We start from the raw sequence: 17,789 nt of genomic DNA on the forward strand, positions 1-17,789 counted from the left end.
CGTTTCCGCACCACCCTGGAGTCACCGTGTCCCACACCGCCGATCTGGTCCTGCGCAACGCCCGCATCCACACCGTCGACCCCGACCTGCCCGAAGCCGAGGCGCTCGCCGTCCGCGCCGGCCGGATCGCCTGGGTGGGTGCGGACGCCGACGCGGCGGCCTGGATCGGCCCGGACACCACCGTGCTCGACGGCGCCGGGCGGCGGGTGCTGCCCGGCTTCATCGACGCGCACAACCACGTCCGGCTCGGCTCGGACGACGCGTGCGTGCAACTCGCCGGCGTGCGCACGCTCGCCGGCATCCACGAGCGGATCGGTGCGTGGCTGGCGGCCAACCCGGACGCCGAGTGGATCGAGGCCGAGGCGTTCGACTACTCGGCGATCCCCGACGGGCGGATGCCGCGCGCGAGCGACCTGGACCCGGTCACCGGCGACGTGCCCGCGTTCGTGCTCAGCTACGACGTGCACACCGCGTGGCTGAACAGCGCGGCGATCAAGCGCCTGGGGATCACCCGGGACAGCGACGTGCTGCCGTTCGGTCGGGTGGACAAGGACCCGGAGACGGGCGAGCCGACCGGCTTCGTCAAGGACTTCGCGATCCGCGGGCTTTCCCGCGAGGGGCACCGGGCACTGCGCGAGCTGGGCCTGCCGTGGGCCTCGGCGGACCGGCAGTACGGCCGACTGGCCAAGAGCCTGGACGACGCGATCCGGTTCGGCATCACCACCGTGGTCGAGCCGCAGAACTCGCTCGACGACCTCGCGCTGTACACCCGCGCCCGGCACGAGGGCCGACTGCGCTCGCGCATCGTGGCGGCGCTGTTCCACCCGCGCGGCACCACCGCCGCGGACCTGGACGAGTTCGCCGAGGCGGCCCGGGCGCACAACGACGACCGGCTGCGGGTGGGCCCGCTCAAGCTGTACATCGACGACGTGGTCGAGCCGCGCACGGCCGCGCTCCTGGAGCCGTACCGCGGCTGCGCGCACCACCGGGGCGAGACGTTCTACCCGGCCGAGGAGTTCGCCGGCCTGCTCGCCGAGTTGGACGGCCGGGGCTTCCAGTGTTTCGTGCACGCCACCGGCGACCGGGGCATCCGCACCGTCCTGGACGCGGTCGAGCACGCCCGTACGGTCAACGGCGCACGCGACGCGCGCCACCAGGTCGTGCACGTGGAGTGCCTGGACCCGGCGGACGTGTCGCGCTTCGCCGAACTGGGCGTGGTCGCGTGCATGCAGCCGCGGCACTGTGCGCCGGAGATCGCCGGGCCCGGTCAGGACTGGGCCGAGAACGTCGGCGAGGAGCGCTGGCACAAGGCGTGGCCGATGCGGAGCCTGCATGCCGCGGGCGCCGTGCTGGCGCTGTCCAGCGACTGGAACGTGGCCGAGATGGACCCGATGGTCGGCGTGTACACCGCGCTCACCCGGGCACCGCTGGCCGGCGGCCCGTCCTGGATCCCGACCGAGACGCTCGACATCGAGACCACCGTGCACGGCTACACGATGGGCTCGGCGTACGCGAACTTTTTGGAGCATGAGCGCGGTTCGCTCACCGTCGGCAAGCTCGCCGACTTCGTCGTGCTCTCCCGCGACATCATGGGCATCGCGCCGGCCGACATCCCCGGCACGGTCTGCGAGATCGTCGCGGTCGGCGGTGAGGTCGTGCACACCGCATAGCGTCGTCGGTCGGGATCACCGCTGCGCGGCGACCAGTTCCCGGGCCTCCTCGACCGTCTCCACCGCCGGTGGCGAACCCATCAGCGGCTTGCGGGCCGTCTCGGCCATCGTGAGCGCGGCGGCCAGGCCGACGGCCGCCGCGAGCATCATGTAGAAGGCCGGCATGTAGTCGTTGCCCGTCCCGTCGACCAGCGCCTCGGCCACGAACGGGGTGGTGCCGCCGAACAGCGAGACCGAGATGTTGAACGAGACGGACAGCGCCCCGGAGCGGATCTCGGTCGGGAACAGGGCGGGCAACGCGGCGGACATGGTGGCCAGGAAGCAGACCAGGACCAGGCCCAGGATGAGCAGGCCGATGAAGATCGGTACCAGGTCGCCCTGCTTGATCAGCACGAAGCACGGGATCGGCAGCACCATGAAGCCCACGCACCCGGCGATGATCACCGGCTTGCGGCCGATCCGGTCGGTCAGCCCGCCCAGCGGGTGGATCACCGCGAGCAGCACGATCATCACCACGACGATCTGCAGCAGGCCGTGCGTCTCGTTGTAGCCGAGGGTGTCGGAGAGATAGGTCGGCATGTACGACAGCAGCATGTAGTCGTTGATGTTGTACGCCGCGACCAGCGCGATACAGATGACCATCGCCCGCCGTTGCCCGAGGAAGATCCGCTTGAACTCGCGCACCGTCTCGTTCCCGTGCTCGCCCCCCTCCGCTTCCGCCTCGGTCGCGGCCGACTGCTCCATCACCTTCGCGAACGCCGGCGACTCCTCCAGCCGCAGCCGCAGGTACAGCCCGATCACCCCGATCGGGCCCGCCACCAGAAACGGGATGCGCCACCCCCACGTGCGCATCTCGTGGTCGCTGAGCACCGCCGTCAGCAGGGTGACCAGGCTCGCCGCCAGGATGTAGCCGATCAGCGTGCCGAACTCCAGGAAGCTGCCGTAGAACCCGCGCCGCTTGTCCGGCGCGTACTCGGCGATGAACGTACTCGCGCCGCCGTACTCGCCGCCCGCCGAGAATCCCTGGAGCATCCGGAACAGGACCAGCAGGATCGGCGCGACGAAGCCGATCGTGCCGTAGCTGGGGATCAGGCCGATGCACAACGTGCCGCTCGCCATCATCAGCATCGTGATCGCGAGCACCTTCTTGCGCCCGATCCGGTCGCCGAGCGGCCCGAAGAAGAAGCCGCCGAGCGGCCGGACCAGGAAGGCCGCGGCGAAGGTCGCGAACGAGGACAACGTCTGCGCGGTGTCGTTCCCCGAAGGGAAGAACACCTTTCCGATCGTGACCGCCATGTAGGCGTAGATGCCGAAGTCGTACCACTCCATGGCATTGCCGAGCATGGTCGCCTTGACCGCGGTGTCCACGGTCTTGGCGTCGACGACCGTGATGTCTTCCTCGCGCACCTGTCTCCCTCGTCCTGGAACCACCCCCGCGCTCCAGGTTGGGGCAGGTGGTCACGCGAAAGGGGGCACGACACAGGCTTCCACGCAAAAAGCCCCGATCCACCCGAAGATCGGGCGAATCGGGGCTTGTGGACCCCCGAGCGGAGCGGAGTGTGCCCTCAGGCCGCGTCGAGCTTGAGGTCCTTGATCAGCTTGGCCACGTGGCCGGTCGCGCGGACGTTGTACAGCGCCCGCTCCACCTTGCCGTTCTCGTCCACCACGAACGTCGAGCGGATCACGCCCTTGACCGTCTTGCCGTACATGGTCTTCTCGCCGAAGGCGCCGTACGCCTCCAGCGTGCTCTTGTCCGGGTCGGCGACCAGCGTCACCGTGAGGTTCTCCTTCTCCCGGAACTTGCCGAGCTTCTCCGGCTTGTCCGGCGAGATGCCGACCACGTCGTAGCCCGCGCCCGCGAGCAGGTCCAGGTTGTCGGTGAAGTCGCACGCCTGCTTGGTGCAGCCCGGGGTCAGCGCGGCCGGGTAGAAGTACACGATGACCTTGCGGCCCGCGTAGTCGGACAGCGAGACGTCCTTGCCGTCGGCGTCGGACAGGGTGAAGGCGGGGGCGGTGTCGCCCGCCTGAAGACGGTCGCTCACGAAGAACTCCTCGGATCGCTCGGCACGTACGCCGCAACGCTAGCGCTGCGGTCGGACCCGTCCGGGCCCGGAGCCGCTCGGCGCGCACGCGCGTCCCACCGGCGCGTCATCCGTCAACGCGAGGCAAAGAAGCATGCGCGCGCTCCTCTGTTGCCACCATCACCCAATTGCGAGGCTTTTGCAGTTGCGGCCGAAGGCCATAAAATCCCACAGCCGAATCCGGCATTTCGGGAGGGCCACATGCACATACCCAACGGGTTCATCGACGGCCCCGTATCCGCGGGAGCGGGCGTCGTCGCGGTCGCCGGGATCGCCGTCGGCCTGCGTGGCGCACGTCGCGAGCTGGACGAACGCACCGCGCCACTGGCCGGCCTGGTCGCGGCCTTCGTCTTCGCCGTCCAGATGCTCAACTTTCCGGTCGCCGGCGGGACCAGCGGCCACCTGCTCGGCGGCACCCTGGCCGCGATCCTGGTCGGCCCGTACACCGGCATGTTGTGCGTGGCGGTGGTGCTGCTGATGCAGGGTCTGTTCTTCGCCGACGGTGGCCTGACCGCGCTCGGCCTGAACATCACCATCATGGGCATCGTGACCGTCGTGGTCGGCTACGGGCTCTTCCGCCTGGCGCTGGGCCTGCTGCCCGCGCGGCACTCGTCCGTACCCGTGGCCGCGTTCGTCGGCGCGCTGGTGTCGGTACCGGCCGCCGCCTGCGTGTTCACCGCGTTCTACGCGATCGGCGGGACCACCGACGTGTCGATCGGCAAGGTGGCCGGCGCGATGATCGGCGTGCACGTCCTGATCGGCATCGGCGAGGCGATCATCACCGCGGCCACCGTCTCCAGCGTGCTCGCGGTGCGACCCGACCTCGTCCACGGCGCGCGCGGCCTCGCGCGCCCGCTCGAACTGCGCTCGGCAGGGGGACCCCGATGACCCGCGTCCGTACCCGCACGTTGCTGATCGCGGGCGTCCTGCTCGCCCTGGTGCTGGCCGGCTTCGTCAGCTACTACGCGAGCCAGAGCCCGGACGGCCTGGAGAAGGTGTCCGCCGACAAGGGCATCGACACCAAGGAGCGGGACCACCAGTTCAAGGACGGCCCACTGGCCGACTACAGCGTCAAGGGGGTGCACAACGAGCGGCTCTCCGGCGGCCTGGCCGGCGTGATCGGCGTCGGCGCCACGCTGCTGGTGGGCACCGGCGTGTTCTGGTTGGTCCGCAAGCGCTCCACCGGCACCGACCCGGCGACCGCGCGCACGGCCGACTCCGCCGCCGGTTCCGGGGCCTGACCATGGCGGCGGGACACGGACATCGGCTCCACCGACCCGGCGACTCGCCGATCCACCGGCTGCCGCCGCACTGCAAGCTCCTCGCGCTGGTCGGTTTCGTGGTGGCCACGGTGTCCACACCCCGGGATGCCTACTGGGCTTTCGCCGGGTACGCCGTGCTGCTCGCCGCGGTCGCCGCGCTCGCCCGGGTGCCCGCCGGATTCCTGCTGCGTCGCCTGCTGGTCGAGCTGCCGTTCGTGGGCTTCGCCGTACTGTTGCCGTTCGTCGCGAACGGGCCGCACGTCGAGGTGCTGGGCCTGTCGCTCAGCCGGGACGGCCTGCTCGGCGCCTGGAACATCATGGCCAAGGGCACCCTGGGGGTGGTCGCGGGCGTGTTGCTCGCGGCCACCACCGAACTGCGCGCCCTGCTCCTGGGCCTGCAGAAGTTGCGGATGCCGCCGCTGCTGATCCAGATCATGTCGTTCATGCTGCGCTACGGCGCGGTGATCACCGCCGAGATGGGCCGGATGCGGATCGCCCGCGAATCGCGCGGCTTCCTCGCGCGCGACCTGCGCCAGACCCCGGTGGTGGCCAAGTCCGCCGGCGCGCTGTTCATCCGCTCCTACGAGCGCGGCGAACGGGTGCACCTGGCGATGCTCAGCCGGGGTTACACCGGGACCATGCCGGTGCTCCTGGACACCCGGGCCACCCGCGCCCAGTGGGCCGCCGCCGCGGCACTGCCGGCGGCGGCGCTCGCGGTGTGGGCGGCGGCGCTGACCCTGTGAGGCGCCGACCCGATGTGCCGACCGACGGCGCCGACCCGATGAACGGAGTCCCCAGGTGAGTGACACCCCGGCCACCGCCCCCTCGCTGGTCGTCCGCGGCCTCGCCTACGCCTACCCCGACGGCCACCAGGCGCTGTACGGCGTCGACCTGACCATCGCGCGCGGCGAACGGGTCGCGCTGCTGGGCCCCAACGGCGCCGGCAAGACCACCCTGGTGCTGCACCTCAACGGCATCCTGACCGCCGGGGCCGGCACCGTCGAGGTGGCCGGTCTGCCGGTGGCGAAGGAGCACCTGCGCGAGATCCGCCGCCGGGTCGGCATCGTCTTCCAGGACCCGGACGACCAGCTCTTCATGCCCACCGTCCGCGAGGACGTCGCGTTCGGCCCGGCCAACCTGGGCCTGCGCGGCGCCGCGCTGGAGGAGCGCGTACAGGACGCGCTGGCCCGGGTGGGCATGGCCGGCTTCGCCGATCGGCCGCCGCACCACCTCAGCTACGGCCAGCGCCGCCGGGTCGCGGTGGCCACGGTGCTCGCGATGGAGCCGGAGATCCTGGTCCTGGACGAGCCGTCCTCGAACCTGGACCCGGCGAGCCGGCGCGAACTGGCCGAGGTACTCCGTTCGCTCGATGTCACCGTACTGATGGTGACCCACGACCTGCCCTACGCGTTGGAACTGTGTCCGCGCGCGACGGTGCTGGCGGGCGGCGTCGTGGTCGCCGACGGCGGCACCCGCGAGCTGCTCCTGGATCGCGACCTGATGGCCGCCCACCGACTGGAACTGCCGTACGGGTTCGACCCGTCGTCGGTCCCGGCCTGACCGCTCCCGGGCCGCCCGCCGGCGCCACGACACCCGGTTGACACGGGTGCGGGGATGTACCTGACAGACTTGGGGAACACACGAGCGCAGGGGCCGGAGAGGACGGGTTGTGAGCGACCACGGGCGGGAACTGTCTCCGGCGGAGTTGGAGCGGGAAGGCCGGGCGGCGTTGGGCCGTCCGGTGACGGCACACGCTGAGCGGAGTCGGGTGGAGTCGGTGAACGGTGCGCACAAGGCTGACGTTTCGAACGCCGAGCACAAGGACGGGAAGGCCGCCGACAAGCACACCGGCGGCGACCAGCCGGACCGGCGCTCGCCGCAGCAGATCGAGCGGGACATCGAGGCGGCCCGGGCCAGCCTGGCGGTGACGCTGGACGAGATCGTCGACCGGGTGAAGCCGGCCAACGTCGCGGCGCGCGCGAAGGACAAGGTGCGGGCCCAGTTCATCGACAGCGACACGGGCGCGCCGCGCAAGGAGCGCATCGTGCCGCTCGCGGGTGGGGTGGCGGGGCTGCTCCTGCTGGTCGTCCTGGTGAAGAGCCGGGGCAAGGCGGACAAGAACGTCAAGCCCGGCAAGGGCAAGAAGAAGCGCTGAGCCCGGCCGCGTCGACCCCGGGCACGTCCGCCGGGTCCGGTCCGGGACCGGACCCGGGCCCGGCCGAGGCCGAATCGACGCCGAACGGATCGGAACACCACACCTCCCGGTGACGCACGTTCGGCGTCGGACGGGTAGCTTGTCGAAGCGTGAGTTCCGACAGGTCCCAGTCTTCGAGCAACACCGCCCACCATCTCGGCGAGAAGCTGCCCATCCGCATGCTGCACGACCGTGTCCTGGTCCGCCAGGACGCGGCGGAGGGTGAGCGCCGCTCCGGCGGCGGCATCCTGATCCCCGCGACCGCACAGGTCGGCAAGCGGCTGGCGTGGGCCGAGGTGGTCGCGGTCGGCCAGAACGTCCGCACCGTCGAACCGGGCGATCGTGTCCTGTACGACCCCGAGGAGCGCGCCGAGGTCGAGGTGCGCGGCGTCCCGTACGTCCTGCTCCGCGAACGCGATCTGCACGCGGTCGCCGCCGAGCGCATCGAGGTCTCGGGCGAGGCCACCGGCCTCTACCTCTAGAACAAGGCCCGGTACCCCGCCCCAGCCCTGGGAACGACCACCGCACGGGCGCCACGAGAGCACCGCCGCATGACCGCCGAGAGATCTCCGAACAGCCGTACCGCCGGGTGGTGAGCCGACTCGCCACCCGGCGGTTTCGTCCTCCGGCGGCGCTTTCGCACGCCCGGAACGCACCCACTCGCACCGAGCGACTCACCCCTTGGTATGAACTCTTCTGCCAGGATGACCCGATCCGCACGAAGAGCCGGCCATGAGGAGAGGGACAGATGCCGCGACGTCGGATCTGGATAGCGGCGCTGTGCGCGGTCGCGCTGATGGGTTTCCTGGGCGGCGGCCTGGTCGGGGTGTTCGGCGGCGGCGACGGCAAGGCCGCCGGCGCGTCGGCGACCACCCCCGGCCCGAGCGGCTCCTCCCCGAGCCCGCCCGTCGCGGTCGCGGCGCAGATAACCACGGCGCCGCCGACCACCGCCGCGCCGACCTCGGCGTCACCATCGCCGTCCAAGAGTGCGTCCGCCAAGCCGGTCCTGGCCTCGGGCAAGCGCTACGTGCTGACCCTGGCGGACGGCCGGGCGATGGACGTGAGCGGCGGCAGCGACCGGGATCGCGCACCGGTGATCGTGTACCCGGCGGGGCCGGGCAAGGCGAACCAGCAATGGGTGGTGCGCGACGCCGGCGGCGGTTTCGTCCGGTTGCAGTCGGCGGACTCGCACAAGTGCCTGGAGGTGGCGGACGGTCGAGGGGCCCGGGCCTATCAGGACGACTGCGGCCGCGGCGACACCCAGTTGTGGAAGCCGCAGACCAGTGGCTCCGGGGTGGTGCTGCTCGCCCGCAACGGCTCCGCGCTGGGGCTGGCCGACCAGGTCAAGGGCCAACAGAGTCTGGCCCTGGTGCCGGCCGGCTCGGGAGCGGTCTGGCAGGCCGGCGCCGCGTGACCGGGCGCCGGACGGCAGGCCGGAATCGGCCGAGCCGCGCCGGCGATCGAACATGCCGAGGGACCGCCCGCGCCGGGCGGCCCCTGGGTGGTTCGCCCGGCCCCAACGGCGTCAGCCGCCGTTGAACCCCTTCGATACACGCGCGCCCAGGTCGGCGTCGACCTTCGTCCAGTAATCGATCACCCGGGGCAGCACCTCGGCGCTCACCGGCCCATCGCTCTTCATGTGCCCGACGATGTTGGCGACCAGGTGCTCCCGGTCGGTCTCGGACATCACGTGGCGCCACAGCGTGCCGGGCTGACCGAAGTCGTCGTCCTCGGCATGCGACCTGTAGGCGGAGCGCATGATCTCGCCGGTGACCGCGTAGTTCTCGTCCGTGTACAACTCCGGATTCGCCACCGGGCCGCCGTAGCTGTTCGGCGCGTACACCGGGTCGCCGTAGTTCTCGAACCGCATCGCGCCGTCCTTGTTGTACGAGTGGACCGGCACGATCGGGCGGTTGATCGGCAGCTGGAGGTAGTTCGGGCCGATCCGGTAGCGGTGCGTGTCCGGGTAGCTGAACAACCGGCCCTGGAGCATCTTGTCCGGGCTCGCGCCGATCCCGGGCACCAGGTTGGCCGGTTCGAACGAGGCCTGCTCGACCTCGGCGAAGTAGTCCGAGGGGTTGCGGTTCAAGGTCATCCGGCCGACCTCGATCAGCGGGTAGTCGCCGTGCGGCCACACCTTGGTCAGGTCGAACGGGTTGAACCGGTAGTTCGCGGCGTCCTCGAACGGCATCACCTGTACGTGCAGCGTCCAGGACGGGTGGTCGCCGCCGGTGATCGCGTCGCGCAGGTCGCGGATGTGGAAGTCGCGGTCCTCGCCGGCCTGCGCGGCGGCCTCGGCGTCGGTGAAGTTCTCGATGCCCTGGTCGGTCAGGAAGTGGTACTTGATCCAGAACTTCTCGCCGCCGGCGTTGACCCACATGAAGGTGTGGCTGCCGAAGCCGTGCATGTTGCGCCACGTCCTTGGGGTGCCCCGGTCGGACATCAGGAAGGTGACCTGGTGCGCGGACTCCGGCGAGAGCGTCCAGAAGTCCCACTGCATGTTGTGGTCGTGCAGGTGGGTGTCCGACCGGCGCTTCTGCGAGTGGATGAAGTCGGAGAACTTGCTCGGATCCCGGATGAAGAAGATCGGCGTGTTGTTGCCGACCAGGTCGTAGTTCCCGTGCCGGGTGTAGAACTTGATCGCGAAGCCGCGCGGGTCGCGCACGGTGTCGGGGAACCCGAGCTCACCGGCGACCGTCGAGAAGCGGATGAACATCGGCGTCTCGCGACCGGGCTGGAACAGGTCCGCCTTGGTGAATTGGCTGACGTCCCGGGTGACCTGGAAGATCCCGTGGGCGCCGCCCCCCTTCGCGTGCACCACCCGCTCCGGCACCCGCTCACGGTTGAACTGCGCCATCTTCTGGATGACGTAGTGGTCCTGGAGCAGCAACGGGCCGTCGGGTCCGACGGAGAGCGAGAACTCGTCGCTCGGGGCCGCGATACCCGCGTCGGTCGTGGTGGTCGGGCGTTCGGTCATCGCCAGTGTCCCTTTCGTGTGGTTCACGTGCCGGGTCTTGGAGCGCCGATTCCAACCTGGGTCCGAAATTGGAATGGGTCAAGACCTGTATGGCATCCAGTCCATGATCTTTCCGACTGTCCTTTATGCCCCGTGTGATCGTCTGCACGCATGAGCCCTGGAACAGCGCGCAGTGCCCGCGGGTTGCAACTCAAAGCACCGGAGCGCAATCGGGTGGGCGGGAAACGGGCGAGAAAGAGGGACGCGGAGTGGACGCTGTGAAGTTGTCGGTACTGGACGTGGCGCCGGTGGGAACCGGGTACTCGGCGACCGAGGCGCTGCGTACGAGCACCGAGTTGGCGAAGCTGGCCGAGCGATGGGGATTCCACCGGTTCTGGGTGGCGGAACACCACAACATGCCCGGCATCGCCAGTTCGTCGCCGCCGGTGCTGCTCGCCCACCTGGCCGCGCACACCTCGACCCTGCGGCTGGGCTCGGGCGGCGTGATGTTGCCCAACCACGCGCCGCTCGTGGTCGCCGAGCAGTTCGGCACGCTCCAAGCGCTGCATCCCGGGCGGATCGACATCGGCATCGGCCGGGCCCCGGGCACCGATCAGGTCACCATGCGCGCGCTGCGGCGCGGCGGCGGGGCCGAGTCGGTCGAGGAGTTCCCGCAGGCGCTCGGCGAGCTGATCGGGTTCGTCACCGGGTCGTTCGCGGCGGACCACCCGTACGCGCGGATGCACGCGGTGCCCGGTCCCGCGTCCGGGATCGAGGCGGGAGGCGAGTTCGCGTCCGCCGAGGCACCGGTGTGGCTGCTGGGGTCCAGCGGCTACAGCGCGCAGTTGGCCGGGATCCTGGGCCTGCCGTTCGCGTTCGCGCATCACTTCAGCGGGCAGCACACGCTGCCCGCGCTCGAGTTGTACCGCGAGTCGTTCCAGCCCTCCGAGTCGCTCAAGGAGCCGTACTCGATGATCGCGGCCGGGGTGATCGCGGCCGACACGCACGAGGAGGCCGAGCGGCTCGCGTTGTCCCAGGCGTTGTCGATGTTGCGGCTGCGCGGCGGCAACCCCGGTCGGATGCCGTCGCCGGAGGAGGCCGAGGCCTACCCGTGGACGCCCGCCGAGCGGGAGTTCGTGGCGAACTACCGGCGCCAGCACATCTCGGGCGACCTGGCCGAGGTGCGGGCCGGCATGCGCGAACTGCGCGAGCGCACCAAGGTGGACGAGTTGATGGTGATCAGCAACGTATACGGCCACGACGCGCGGATCCGCTCGTACGAGCTGATCGCAAAGGCGTGGGGACTGATCGAGGAGTGAGCGGCACCGGCCGGGTCGTGGGGGCGACCCGGCCGGTATCGGTGGCCTTCCCCGAAGGGCCCGGCCCGCCGCGGCGTGGTTCGCGTCGGGCGGCCCGAAGTCGCGCCGTTCACCGCACCGTGACGCCGATCCGGTGGTAGCCGGTCGCGCCGTCGGGGACCACGTCGGCGTTCTTGGCGGTCTGTACCGCGCCGGTGCCGTCCGTGGCCCGCACCCGCAGTACGTGCCTGCCCGGCGTCGCGTCCCACATCCAGCGGTATTGGCGCCAGGTGTCGGTGGTGGTCTGCGGCGCGAGCTCGGCGGGCTGCCACGGGCCCTCGTCGACTTGGATCTCGACCGCGGCGATGCCCCGGTGTTGCGCCCACGCGACGCCGGCGACCGGAACCCGGCCGGCGTTCACGGTGCCCTCGTCCCTGGGCGTGTCCAGCCGCGACTGGGTCTTGATCGGGGCCTGCCGGGCCCAGCCGAGCTTGACCCAGTAGGCGCTGAACGCGTCGAACCGGGTCACCTCCAGGTCCACGATCCACTTGCACGCGGACACGTAGCCGTACAGTCCCGGAACCACCATCCGGACCGGGAAGCCGTGCTTGATCGGCAGCGGCTCGCCGTTCATCGCGTACGCCAGCATCGCGTCACGCCCGTCGAGCACCTCGCGCAGCGGCGTGCCGATCGTCATGCCGTCCGGCGATCTGGAGACGATCTGATCGGCACCGGGCCGGATTCCCGCCTCGCGCAGCAGGTCGGCCAGTGGGGTGCCCAGCCAGCGGGCGTTGCCGATCAGGTCGCCGCCGACCTCGTTGGACACGCAGGCCAGCGTGATGTCCCGCTCGATCGCGAGGCGGGCCCGCAACTGCGGGTAGTCCAGCCGGATTTCCCGGTCCACCAGGCCGTGGATACGCAACTGCCAGTCCTCGGCCCGAAGCTGCGGCACGGTGAACGCGGTGTCGATCCGGTAGAAGTCGGCGTTCGAGGTCAGGTACGGGGTCAGGCCGGGCTCGATCAGGCCGGGGCCGGCCGGCGCGGCCGCGCTGATCGGCGCAGGCAGGTTCCCCGCGACGGACGCGCGGGACCGCTCCGCGTTGAACCGGGCGTGCTGGAGCATCCGTCCGCCGAACCCGGTCACCGCGGCGACCGCGGCGGCGCCGACCAGGATCACCGTACGGCGCGAGGTGTCCGGGGCCGGTTCGCGCACGTCGTCCTCGGACGCGCCCGGCAGCGGGCGGGCGAGCGGGCGTCGGTCGACCAGGTCGGGCCGGGTCGACAGGATCAGCGCGAGCATCCCGAACAGCGTGCCGACCAGCACCGGGGCCAGGTCGGCGGGTGTGTACGAGGGGCGGTCGACGGCGGTCCAGGCCACGAAGGCACCGAGCGCGAGCACGCCGACGATCCCGTAGCGCAGCCGCCGGGCGGCGAGCGCACCGAGTCCGGCGGCGAACAGCGCGAGCAGCACGGTGATCACGGTCAGCAGGAACGCCTTGTCCGCGGTCCCGAAGGTGCGGATCGCCCATTCGCGCGGCCCCTGCGGCGCCCGGTCGGTGACCGCGCCGCTGATCGTCACGAACGGTGTGGCCTCCGGTCGCACGAACGCCGCGATCGCCTCGGCCACGCCGACCGCCACGGCCGCCGAGAGCACGCCCGCCAACGCGGCACCGGGCCATCCAGAACGCCGCACGACGCCACCTCACGCTCGGGAAAATCGGTTCGCGGAACAGCTCCTCCATCCTGACCCGCACGTGTCCTGGACGGGGGAATCCGCTGCTTACCGTTGTATGACGAAGCGTCAGGAGTCTGCCGGCCTTATTGCAAGTCGCTTGCAATACGCTTTCCGGGTTCCAGTCGCCGATCCGTCGGGAGAAGCCGTGAGCACCATCGACCGGGAGCGGTCCATATCCACCGCCGAACTGATCCGGGCCTGGGTCACCGGTTGGGCGGCGGCCCGATCGGTACCCGCGCCGGTCGAGGCGGCGGGCGGCTTCCGGCTCGACGTCGGATTGCCCGAGCACCGCGTGCGCTACGTGTTGCACGACGTCGGGCACGTGGCCGAGACGGCCCGGACCCGGACCGATCCCGGCACCTGGATCAAGAGCTTCGGCCCGCCCGAGCGGATCGGCCCCGAACTGACGCCCGCGTGGACGATCGGCGATCCGGAGTACGTGATGACCGGGCCCCTGCGGCAGGCCGCGGTGCTCCCGCCGAGCGGGTACACGATCGAGGTCGAGCCGGTGGGCGCGGTCGTGTTCGTGCGGTTGCTCGCCGGCGACGGCGCGGTCGCCGCGAGCGGGCGAATCGGGGTCACCGGGGAGACAGCCGTGGCCGACCAGATCCGGACCGACCCGGCGCACCGGCGTCGAGGACTGGGCAGCGTGCTGATGACCGCGCTCGGCGACGCCGCCGCCGAGCGCGGCGCCCGCACCGGGGTGCTGGTCGCCACCCCTGCCGGCCGGGCGTTGTACACCCGCCTGGGCTGGACGCTGTACGGCGTGCTCACCCCGGCCTGGATTCCGGAACCGGCGATCGCACCCGAGGCGGGGGTACCCGCCGCCGAGCCGAGCCTCGCGTCCTCCCCGGTTCAGGCCCGGCCCGCCCGGTAGGCCCGCTTCACCTCGGCCCAGCGTTCCCGGTCCGCCGGGCCGAGCAGGCCGCGCAGTTCGGCCAGCTTGAGCAGGTTGGCCTCGGCATCGGTGGTCAGCGTCTGTGCCTGCGCCGTGTAGTGGTCGTCCACGAGTGTGTCGACCTCGGCGTCGTCGAGCACCGGCAGGAGCCGCTCGGCCAGCCTGTTGTGCCTGGCCCTGCGACACCTTGCGGTAGAGCCGGGTCACGGCGAGGAGCACGACGAGTACGACGAGCAGGACGACGGCGACGAGCACACCGATACCCACGGTGCTGGCATCCATCAGTGAGATCCCTCGATAGAGCGGGACGTTGGTGTGCGCGCGGACGACTTCGGCGCCGCGACTGGCGAACGGTGAACGGGATACGGCAGGCGGCAGGCCGCAAGCGACGAACGGCGCGCGTTCAGCTCGCGGTTCGGTCCGGGTCCAGCGCGCTGTCGTAGCCGGTCACCCGGAAGAACTCGCCCGCCGCGTCGTAGTCGAAGATCAGCGCGGTGCTGCCGGACACCAACCCGTGCTCGTCCGTGCGCACTTGGAGGATCGCGGTCGATCCGTCCAAGGCCCGGACCTCGGCCTGACCGAAGTCGTGGCCCACCCGCCCGGTCCGGATCAGGCAGGTACGGCCGACGAAGTCGGCCCGCAGGGCCGGGCGTTCGGGTGGCAGGAAGCGTCGGACCAGCGCGCGTGTCGAGCGAGCGGTGAGCAGGCCCAGCGCGAGCGCCGCGGGGAGCGTCGCGGCGCGCAACCACCAGCGGTCGGTCAGCGCGGTACCGACCAGACAGCCGAACCAGGTCACCGCGATCGCGAGCGAGATCGTCACGGTGATCGGTACGCCGGCGGTGTCGCGTGGGTCGTGGTCCCCGTGACCCACGTGCTCACCGTGACCGTCATGACCCCCGTGGGCCCAGGGCCCGCCATACTGACCATCCCCGTGATCCCCATGACCCACGGCGACACCGCCGAGCAGCACCAGCAGCCAGTAGGCCGCCACCACGACGAGCGCGAAGCTGAACAGGACGGCCGGAAACGCCAGTGCCGCCCGCACGAAATCCCCCACCGTCCCACCCCCTCGGCCCCTCGTGCGCCGACACCGTGGCACCGGCCGGCACGCCCGCACATTGCCGGATGCCGGCAGTGTTGACGCCTTCTTGACGTCCGGCTACGGACTCCGGGAAAAGCGGTCAGAGCGGAGTACTGGGCCAGCCCAGGATCCGGGCGCCCAGCGCGGCGGTCTCCAGGGTGTAGCGCTGGATCGCGTCGCCGGGGTCGTATCCGGTCAGCGTCCTGATCCGCTCCAGCCGGTAGGAGAGTGTGCGTACGCTGATCCGCAACCGGCGCGCGGCCTCGGCGTTGACGTAACCCGCCGCCGCACACGCGGTGATCGTCTCCAGGAGCGGGACCGCGCCGCCACGCGCCTGCACCAGCGGCCCCAGCGCGCTGCGAACCAGGTCGGACATCGCCGCGCGGTCGCGCATCAACACCGGGAAGACCAGCAGATCGGCCGCGTCGAGCACGGTCCCGGGCAGATCCAGCCGCACGGCCAGGTCGAGCGCGCCCAGCGCCTCCTCGTAGGAGAGCACCACGCCGCCCGCACCGGCGTGCGGCCGGCCCAGTGCGACCCGGTCGGCGCCCTCGCGGCCCGCGCCGCCGGCCGTCGCGTACTTCGCAAACGCGGTCAGCACCGACTGCTCGTCGTCCGCCGCGACGCACACGAGCCGGCCGTCCTTGGTGGTCAGCAACACGTCCCGTTCGCCGAACCGCCCGATCAGCTCGCGCTCGACCCGGCGGACCAGGGGGTGCGCCTCGTCATAGTCCGTCCCACCCACGGCGACCGCGACCACGTGCGTCCGGGCCAGCCGCAGCCCGAAGCGTTCGGCACGCTCGGCCAGCCGACCCAGGTCGCTGCGCCCGTACAGCAGGTCGTCGATGAACTCGCGCCGCGCGGCCTCCTCCTGGCGGACCGCCAGCCGTCGCGCGTGCTCGTGGCCGGCGCCGAGCGCGGCGATCGCCGCGTCCAAAGCGGCCAGCGCCGCGTCCCCGCCCCGGGCCGCCTCGGTCACACTCGCCGCCCGACCGATGCCCGGCAGCGTCCCCCAGGCCCGACGCGTCTCGCGCAGATACAGCCCGACCAGCGGACGCCAGTCGTACCCGGCCTCCCCGGCCCGCTCCCCCATCTCGGCCAGCGCGTGCAACTCGGCCCGCCGCAGCAGCCGTCCGGTCGCGGAAACCTCCCGCAACAACTCGGCCCATCCACCCACGAACTCGACGGGTATCCCGTCGTCGCTCTTCACGCCGCGTCCCCCCGAGGCCCCACCACGTTGCCGAATAGCAGCCAGGAAAACGCTACCAACCTTGCCGATTCCCGGCAGAGCGATGGCGATGGGGCAGCGGGGCACGCACCGACACGGTCCACGCGCGGATTGCCTCGACAGCGCGGCTGGGGCGACGCGCATTCCGGAGCGGCGGGCCGAACATCGAAGTGGTCGCCGAGACGGGCGACAAGAGGGCGACGAGACAGGCCACCCGACCACGACGCCGGCGTCGGCGTCGGCCTCGGCGCAGAGGTCGGATTCGGCGCGACCCGTCGGCCCGACCCCCGCCCGGTCGTCAGCCGATCAGTTCGGAGACGATCGGCGCCAGGGCACGAAACGCCTTGCCCCGGTGGCTGATCGCGTTCTTCTCGGCGGCGGTCAGCTCGGCGGCGGTGCGAGTGTCGTCGGCGACCAGGAGGATCGGGTCGTATCCGAAGCCGCCGGTGCCGCGCGGCTCGCGGGTCAAGGTGCCTTCGAACCGGCCCTCGACCACCCGCTCGGTGCCGTCCGGCAGCGCGAGCGCCGCCGCGCAGGCGAACCACGCGGCGCGGTGTTCGTCCGCGATGTCGGACAGTTGCGCGAGCAGCAACCGCAGGTTGGCCGTGTCGTCGCCGTGCGTGCCGGCCCAACGCGCGGAGAAGATACCGGGCATGCCGTTGAGCGCGGCCACGCACAGGCCCGAGTCGTCGGCGATCGCCGGGAGCCCCGTGGCCCGCGCGATGGCGTGGGCCTTGAGCAGGGCGTTGGCCGCGAAGGTGAGGCCGGTCTCGGGCACGTCGGGGACGTCCGGGTAGGCGTCCATGCCGACGAGTTCGACGTCGAGCCCGACGTCCCGGAGGATCTGCTGGAGCTCGACGACCTTGTTGGCGTTGCGGGTGGCGAGTACGAGACGGCTCATACGGCAAGCCTAGGACTCGCGGCGGCCGCGGATCGAATCCGGGCCGCCCTCGCGGACCGGTTACTTGACGCAGATCGTGGTCAGGTTCTTCGCGCCGTTGATCAGCGGCTGCACGTCGCTCGCGCCCAGGCTGTCACCGTTGGCGGCCTTGGTGCTGAGCTGGGTGATCACGTCGCCGAGGCTGTTCGCGGCGTTCTTGGCGTCGTCCGAGTCCAGGTCCTTGGTCTTGTCGTCCAAGGTCTTCTGCAGGTTGTCGAGCGACTTCCGGGCAGCGGCCGGATCGTTGAGCACATTGCTCAGGTTGGAGATGTCGTTGGTCAGGTTGGTGGCCAGTTCGGCACACGAGATGGCCTGCTGCGCCTGCTCGCACGCGACGGTGGCGAACAGCGCGCCCGCCATGGCGGTGGCCGCGATCGTGGTGCGCAGGACCCGGCGGGGACGGAACGTGGCGCGGAACATGGAGCTCCTCGTCAGGGACGGGCTGA

17 protein-coding genes and 1 pseudogene are annotated in these 17,789 nt (G+C 71.2%); 9 read left to right on the forward strand and 9 right to left on the reverse strand.

Annotated elements, in window-relative coordinates; all coding sequences use genetic code 11:
• Nucleotides 1–26 precede the first annotated feature (26 nt).
• Nucleotides 27–1,670, forward strand: coding sequence for an amidohydrolase (locus ACIBSV_RS16065; RefSeq protein WP_395863286.1), 1,644 nt, complete (start codon nt 27–29; stop codon nt 1,668–1,670).
• Nucleotides 1,671–1,685: 15 nt separating this feature from the next.
• Here ACIBSV_RS16065 and proP read toward each other — a convergent pair whose 3' ends face one another.
• Nucleotides 1,686–3,101, reverse strand: a complete 1,416-nt coding sequence (gene proP / locus ACIBSV_RS16070) for a glycine betaine/L-proline transporter ProP (RefSeq protein WP_395863288.1) — start codon at nt 3,099–3,101, stop codon at nt 1,686–1,688.
• A gap of 134 nt (nt 3,102–3,235) precedes the next feature.
• Nucleotides 3,236–3,712 carry a thioredoxin-dependent thiol peroxidase gene (bcp, locus tag ACIBSV_RS16075; protein ID WP_395863290.1) on the reverse strand — a complete coding sequence of 159 codons (477 nt, stop codon included), beginning with the start codon at nt 3,710–3,712 and terminating at the stop codon, nt 3,236–3,238.
• A gap of 240 nt (nt 3,713–3,952) precedes the next feature.
• Here bcp and ACIBSV_RS16080 point away from each other — a divergent pair.
• The 6 genes and pseudogenes from ACIBSV_RS16080 (at nt 3,953) to ACIBSV_RS16105 (ending at nt 8,621) form a co-directional block, all read left to right on the forward strand.
• Nucleotides 3,953–4,992: pseudogene (locus ACIBSV_RS16080) on the forward strand (energy-coupling factor ABC transporter permease).
• Nucleotides 4,993–4,994: 2 nt separating this feature from the next.
• On the forward strand, nt 4,995–5,756 hold the full coding sequence (cbiQ, locus tag ACIBSV_RS16085) for a cobalt ECF transporter T component CbiQ (protein ID WP_395863292.1): 762 nt from the start codon (nt 4,995–4,997) through the stop codon (nt 5,754–5,756).
• A gap of 55 nt (nt 5,757–5,811) precedes the next feature.
• Nucleotides 5,812–6,573 (forward strand): energy-coupling factor ABC transporter ATP-binding protein, encoded by a 762-nt coding sequence (locus tag ACIBSV_RS16090; RefSeq protein ID WP_395863294.1) that lies wholly within the window; start codon nt 5,812–5,814, stop codon nt 6,571–6,573.
• Nucleotides 6,574–6,682: 109 nt separating this feature from the next.
• Entirely contained in the window at nt 6,683–7,168 is a 486-nt protein-coding gene (locus ACIBSV_RS16095) for a DUF3618 domain-containing protein (RefSeq protein WP_395863296.1), read from the forward strand.
• A gap of 218 nt (nt 7,169–7,386) precedes the next feature.
• On the forward strand, nt 7,387–7,689 hold the full coding sequence (locus ACIBSV_RS16100; RefSeq protein WP_052173837.1) for a co-chaperone GroES: 303 nt from the start codon (nt 7,387–7,389) through the stop codon (nt 7,687–7,689).
• A 266-nt stretch (nt 7,690–7,955) separates the two neighbouring features.
• A complete protein-coding gene (locus ACIBSV_RS16105) occupies nt 7,956–8,621 on the forward strand; it encodes an RICIN domain-containing protein (RefSeq protein WP_395863298.1) in 666 nt (221 codons plus the stop codon).
• A gap of 111 nt (nt 8,622–8,732) precedes the next feature.
• Here ACIBSV_RS16105 and ACIBSV_RS16110 read toward each other — a convergent pair whose 3' ends face one another.
• The gene (locus ACIBSV_RS16110; RefSeq protein WP_395863300.1) at nt 8,733–10,184 is read right to left on the reverse strand and encodes a catalase; all 1,452 of its coding nucleotides are present in this window, start codon (nt 10,182–10,184) and stop codon (nt 8,733–8,735) included.
• A 257-nt stretch (nt 10,185–10,441) separates the two neighbouring features.
• Between ACIBSV_RS16110 and ACIBSV_RS16115 the strand changes: the two genes are divergently transcribed.
• Nucleotides 10,442–11,482: an LLM class flavin-dependent oxidoreductase gene (locus tag ACIBSV_RS16115; protein ID WP_395863478.1), complete on the forward strand. Its 1,041-nt coding sequence runs from the start codon at nt 10,442–10,444 to the stop codon at nt 11,480–11,482.
• Between the two features lie 109 nt (nt 11,483–11,591).
• Here ACIBSV_RS16115 and ACIBSV_RS16120 read toward each other — a convergent pair whose 3' ends face one another.
• Nucleotides 11,592–13,154, reverse strand: a complete 1,563-nt coding sequence (locus ACIBSV_RS16120) for a molybdopterin-dependent oxidoreductase (protein WP_395863303.1) — start codon at nt 13,152–13,154, stop codon at nt 11,592–11,594.
• 187 nt (nt 13,155–13,341) lie between these two features.
• Here ACIBSV_RS16120 and ACIBSV_RS16125 point away from each other — a divergent pair, with 187 nt between their 5' ends.
• Entirely contained in the window at nt 13,342–14,073 is a 732-nt protein-coding gene (locus ACIBSV_RS16125) for a GNAT family N-acetyltransferase (protein WP_395863305.1), read from the forward strand.
• On the opposite strand, the gene ACIBSV_RS16130 is transcribed toward ACIBSV_RS16125, so the two are convergent.
• The 5 genes from ACIBSV_RS16130 to ACIBSV_RS16150 all read right to left on the reverse strand — a co-directional run bounded on the left by ACIBSV_RS16130 (nt 14,052) and on the right by ACIBSV_RS16150 (nt 17,763).
• Entirely contained in the window at nt 14,052–14,234 is a 183-nt protein-coding gene (locus ACIBSV_RS16130; protein ID WP_395863307.1) for a hypothetical protein, read from the reverse strand. The genes ACIBSV_RS16125 and ACIBSV_RS16130 overlap by 22 nt on opposite strands.
• A 263-nt stretch (nt 14,235–14,497) precedes the next feature.
• Nucleotides 14,498–15,151, reverse strand: a complete 654-nt coding sequence (locus ACIBSV_RS16135; protein ID WP_395863310.1) for a hypothetical protein — start codon at nt 15,149–15,151, stop codon at nt 14,498–14,500.
• A gap of 124 nt (nt 15,152–15,275) precedes the next feature.
• Nucleotides 15,276–16,385, reverse strand: a complete 1,110-nt coding sequence (locus ACIBSV_RS16140) for a PucR family transcriptional regulator (protein WP_395863312.1) — start codon at nt 16,383–16,385, stop codon at nt 15,276–15,278.
• 316 nt (nt 16,386–16,701) lie between these two features.
• Nucleotides 16,702–17,304, reverse strand: a complete 603-nt coding sequence (rdgB, locus tag ACIBSV_RS16145; RefSeq protein WP_395863314.1) for an RdgB/HAM1 family non-canonical purine NTP pyrophosphatase — start codon at nt 17,302–17,304, stop codon at nt 16,702–16,704.
• 60 nt (nt 17,305–17,364) lie between these two features.
• Nucleotides 17,365–17,763 (reverse strand): hypothetical protein, encoded by a 399-nt coding sequence (locus tag ACIBSV_RS16150; protein WP_395863316.1) that lies wholly within the window; start codon nt 17,761–17,763, stop codon nt 17,365–17,367.
• Nucleotides 17,764–17,789: the final 26 nt, after the last annotated feature.

Origin of the sequence: Embleya sp. NPDC050154 (assembly GCF_044460165.1) — a bacterium.
In the GTDB taxonomy this organism is placed as follows: domain Bacteria; phylum Actinomycetota; class Actinomycetes; order Streptomycetales; family Streptomycetaceae; genus Embleya.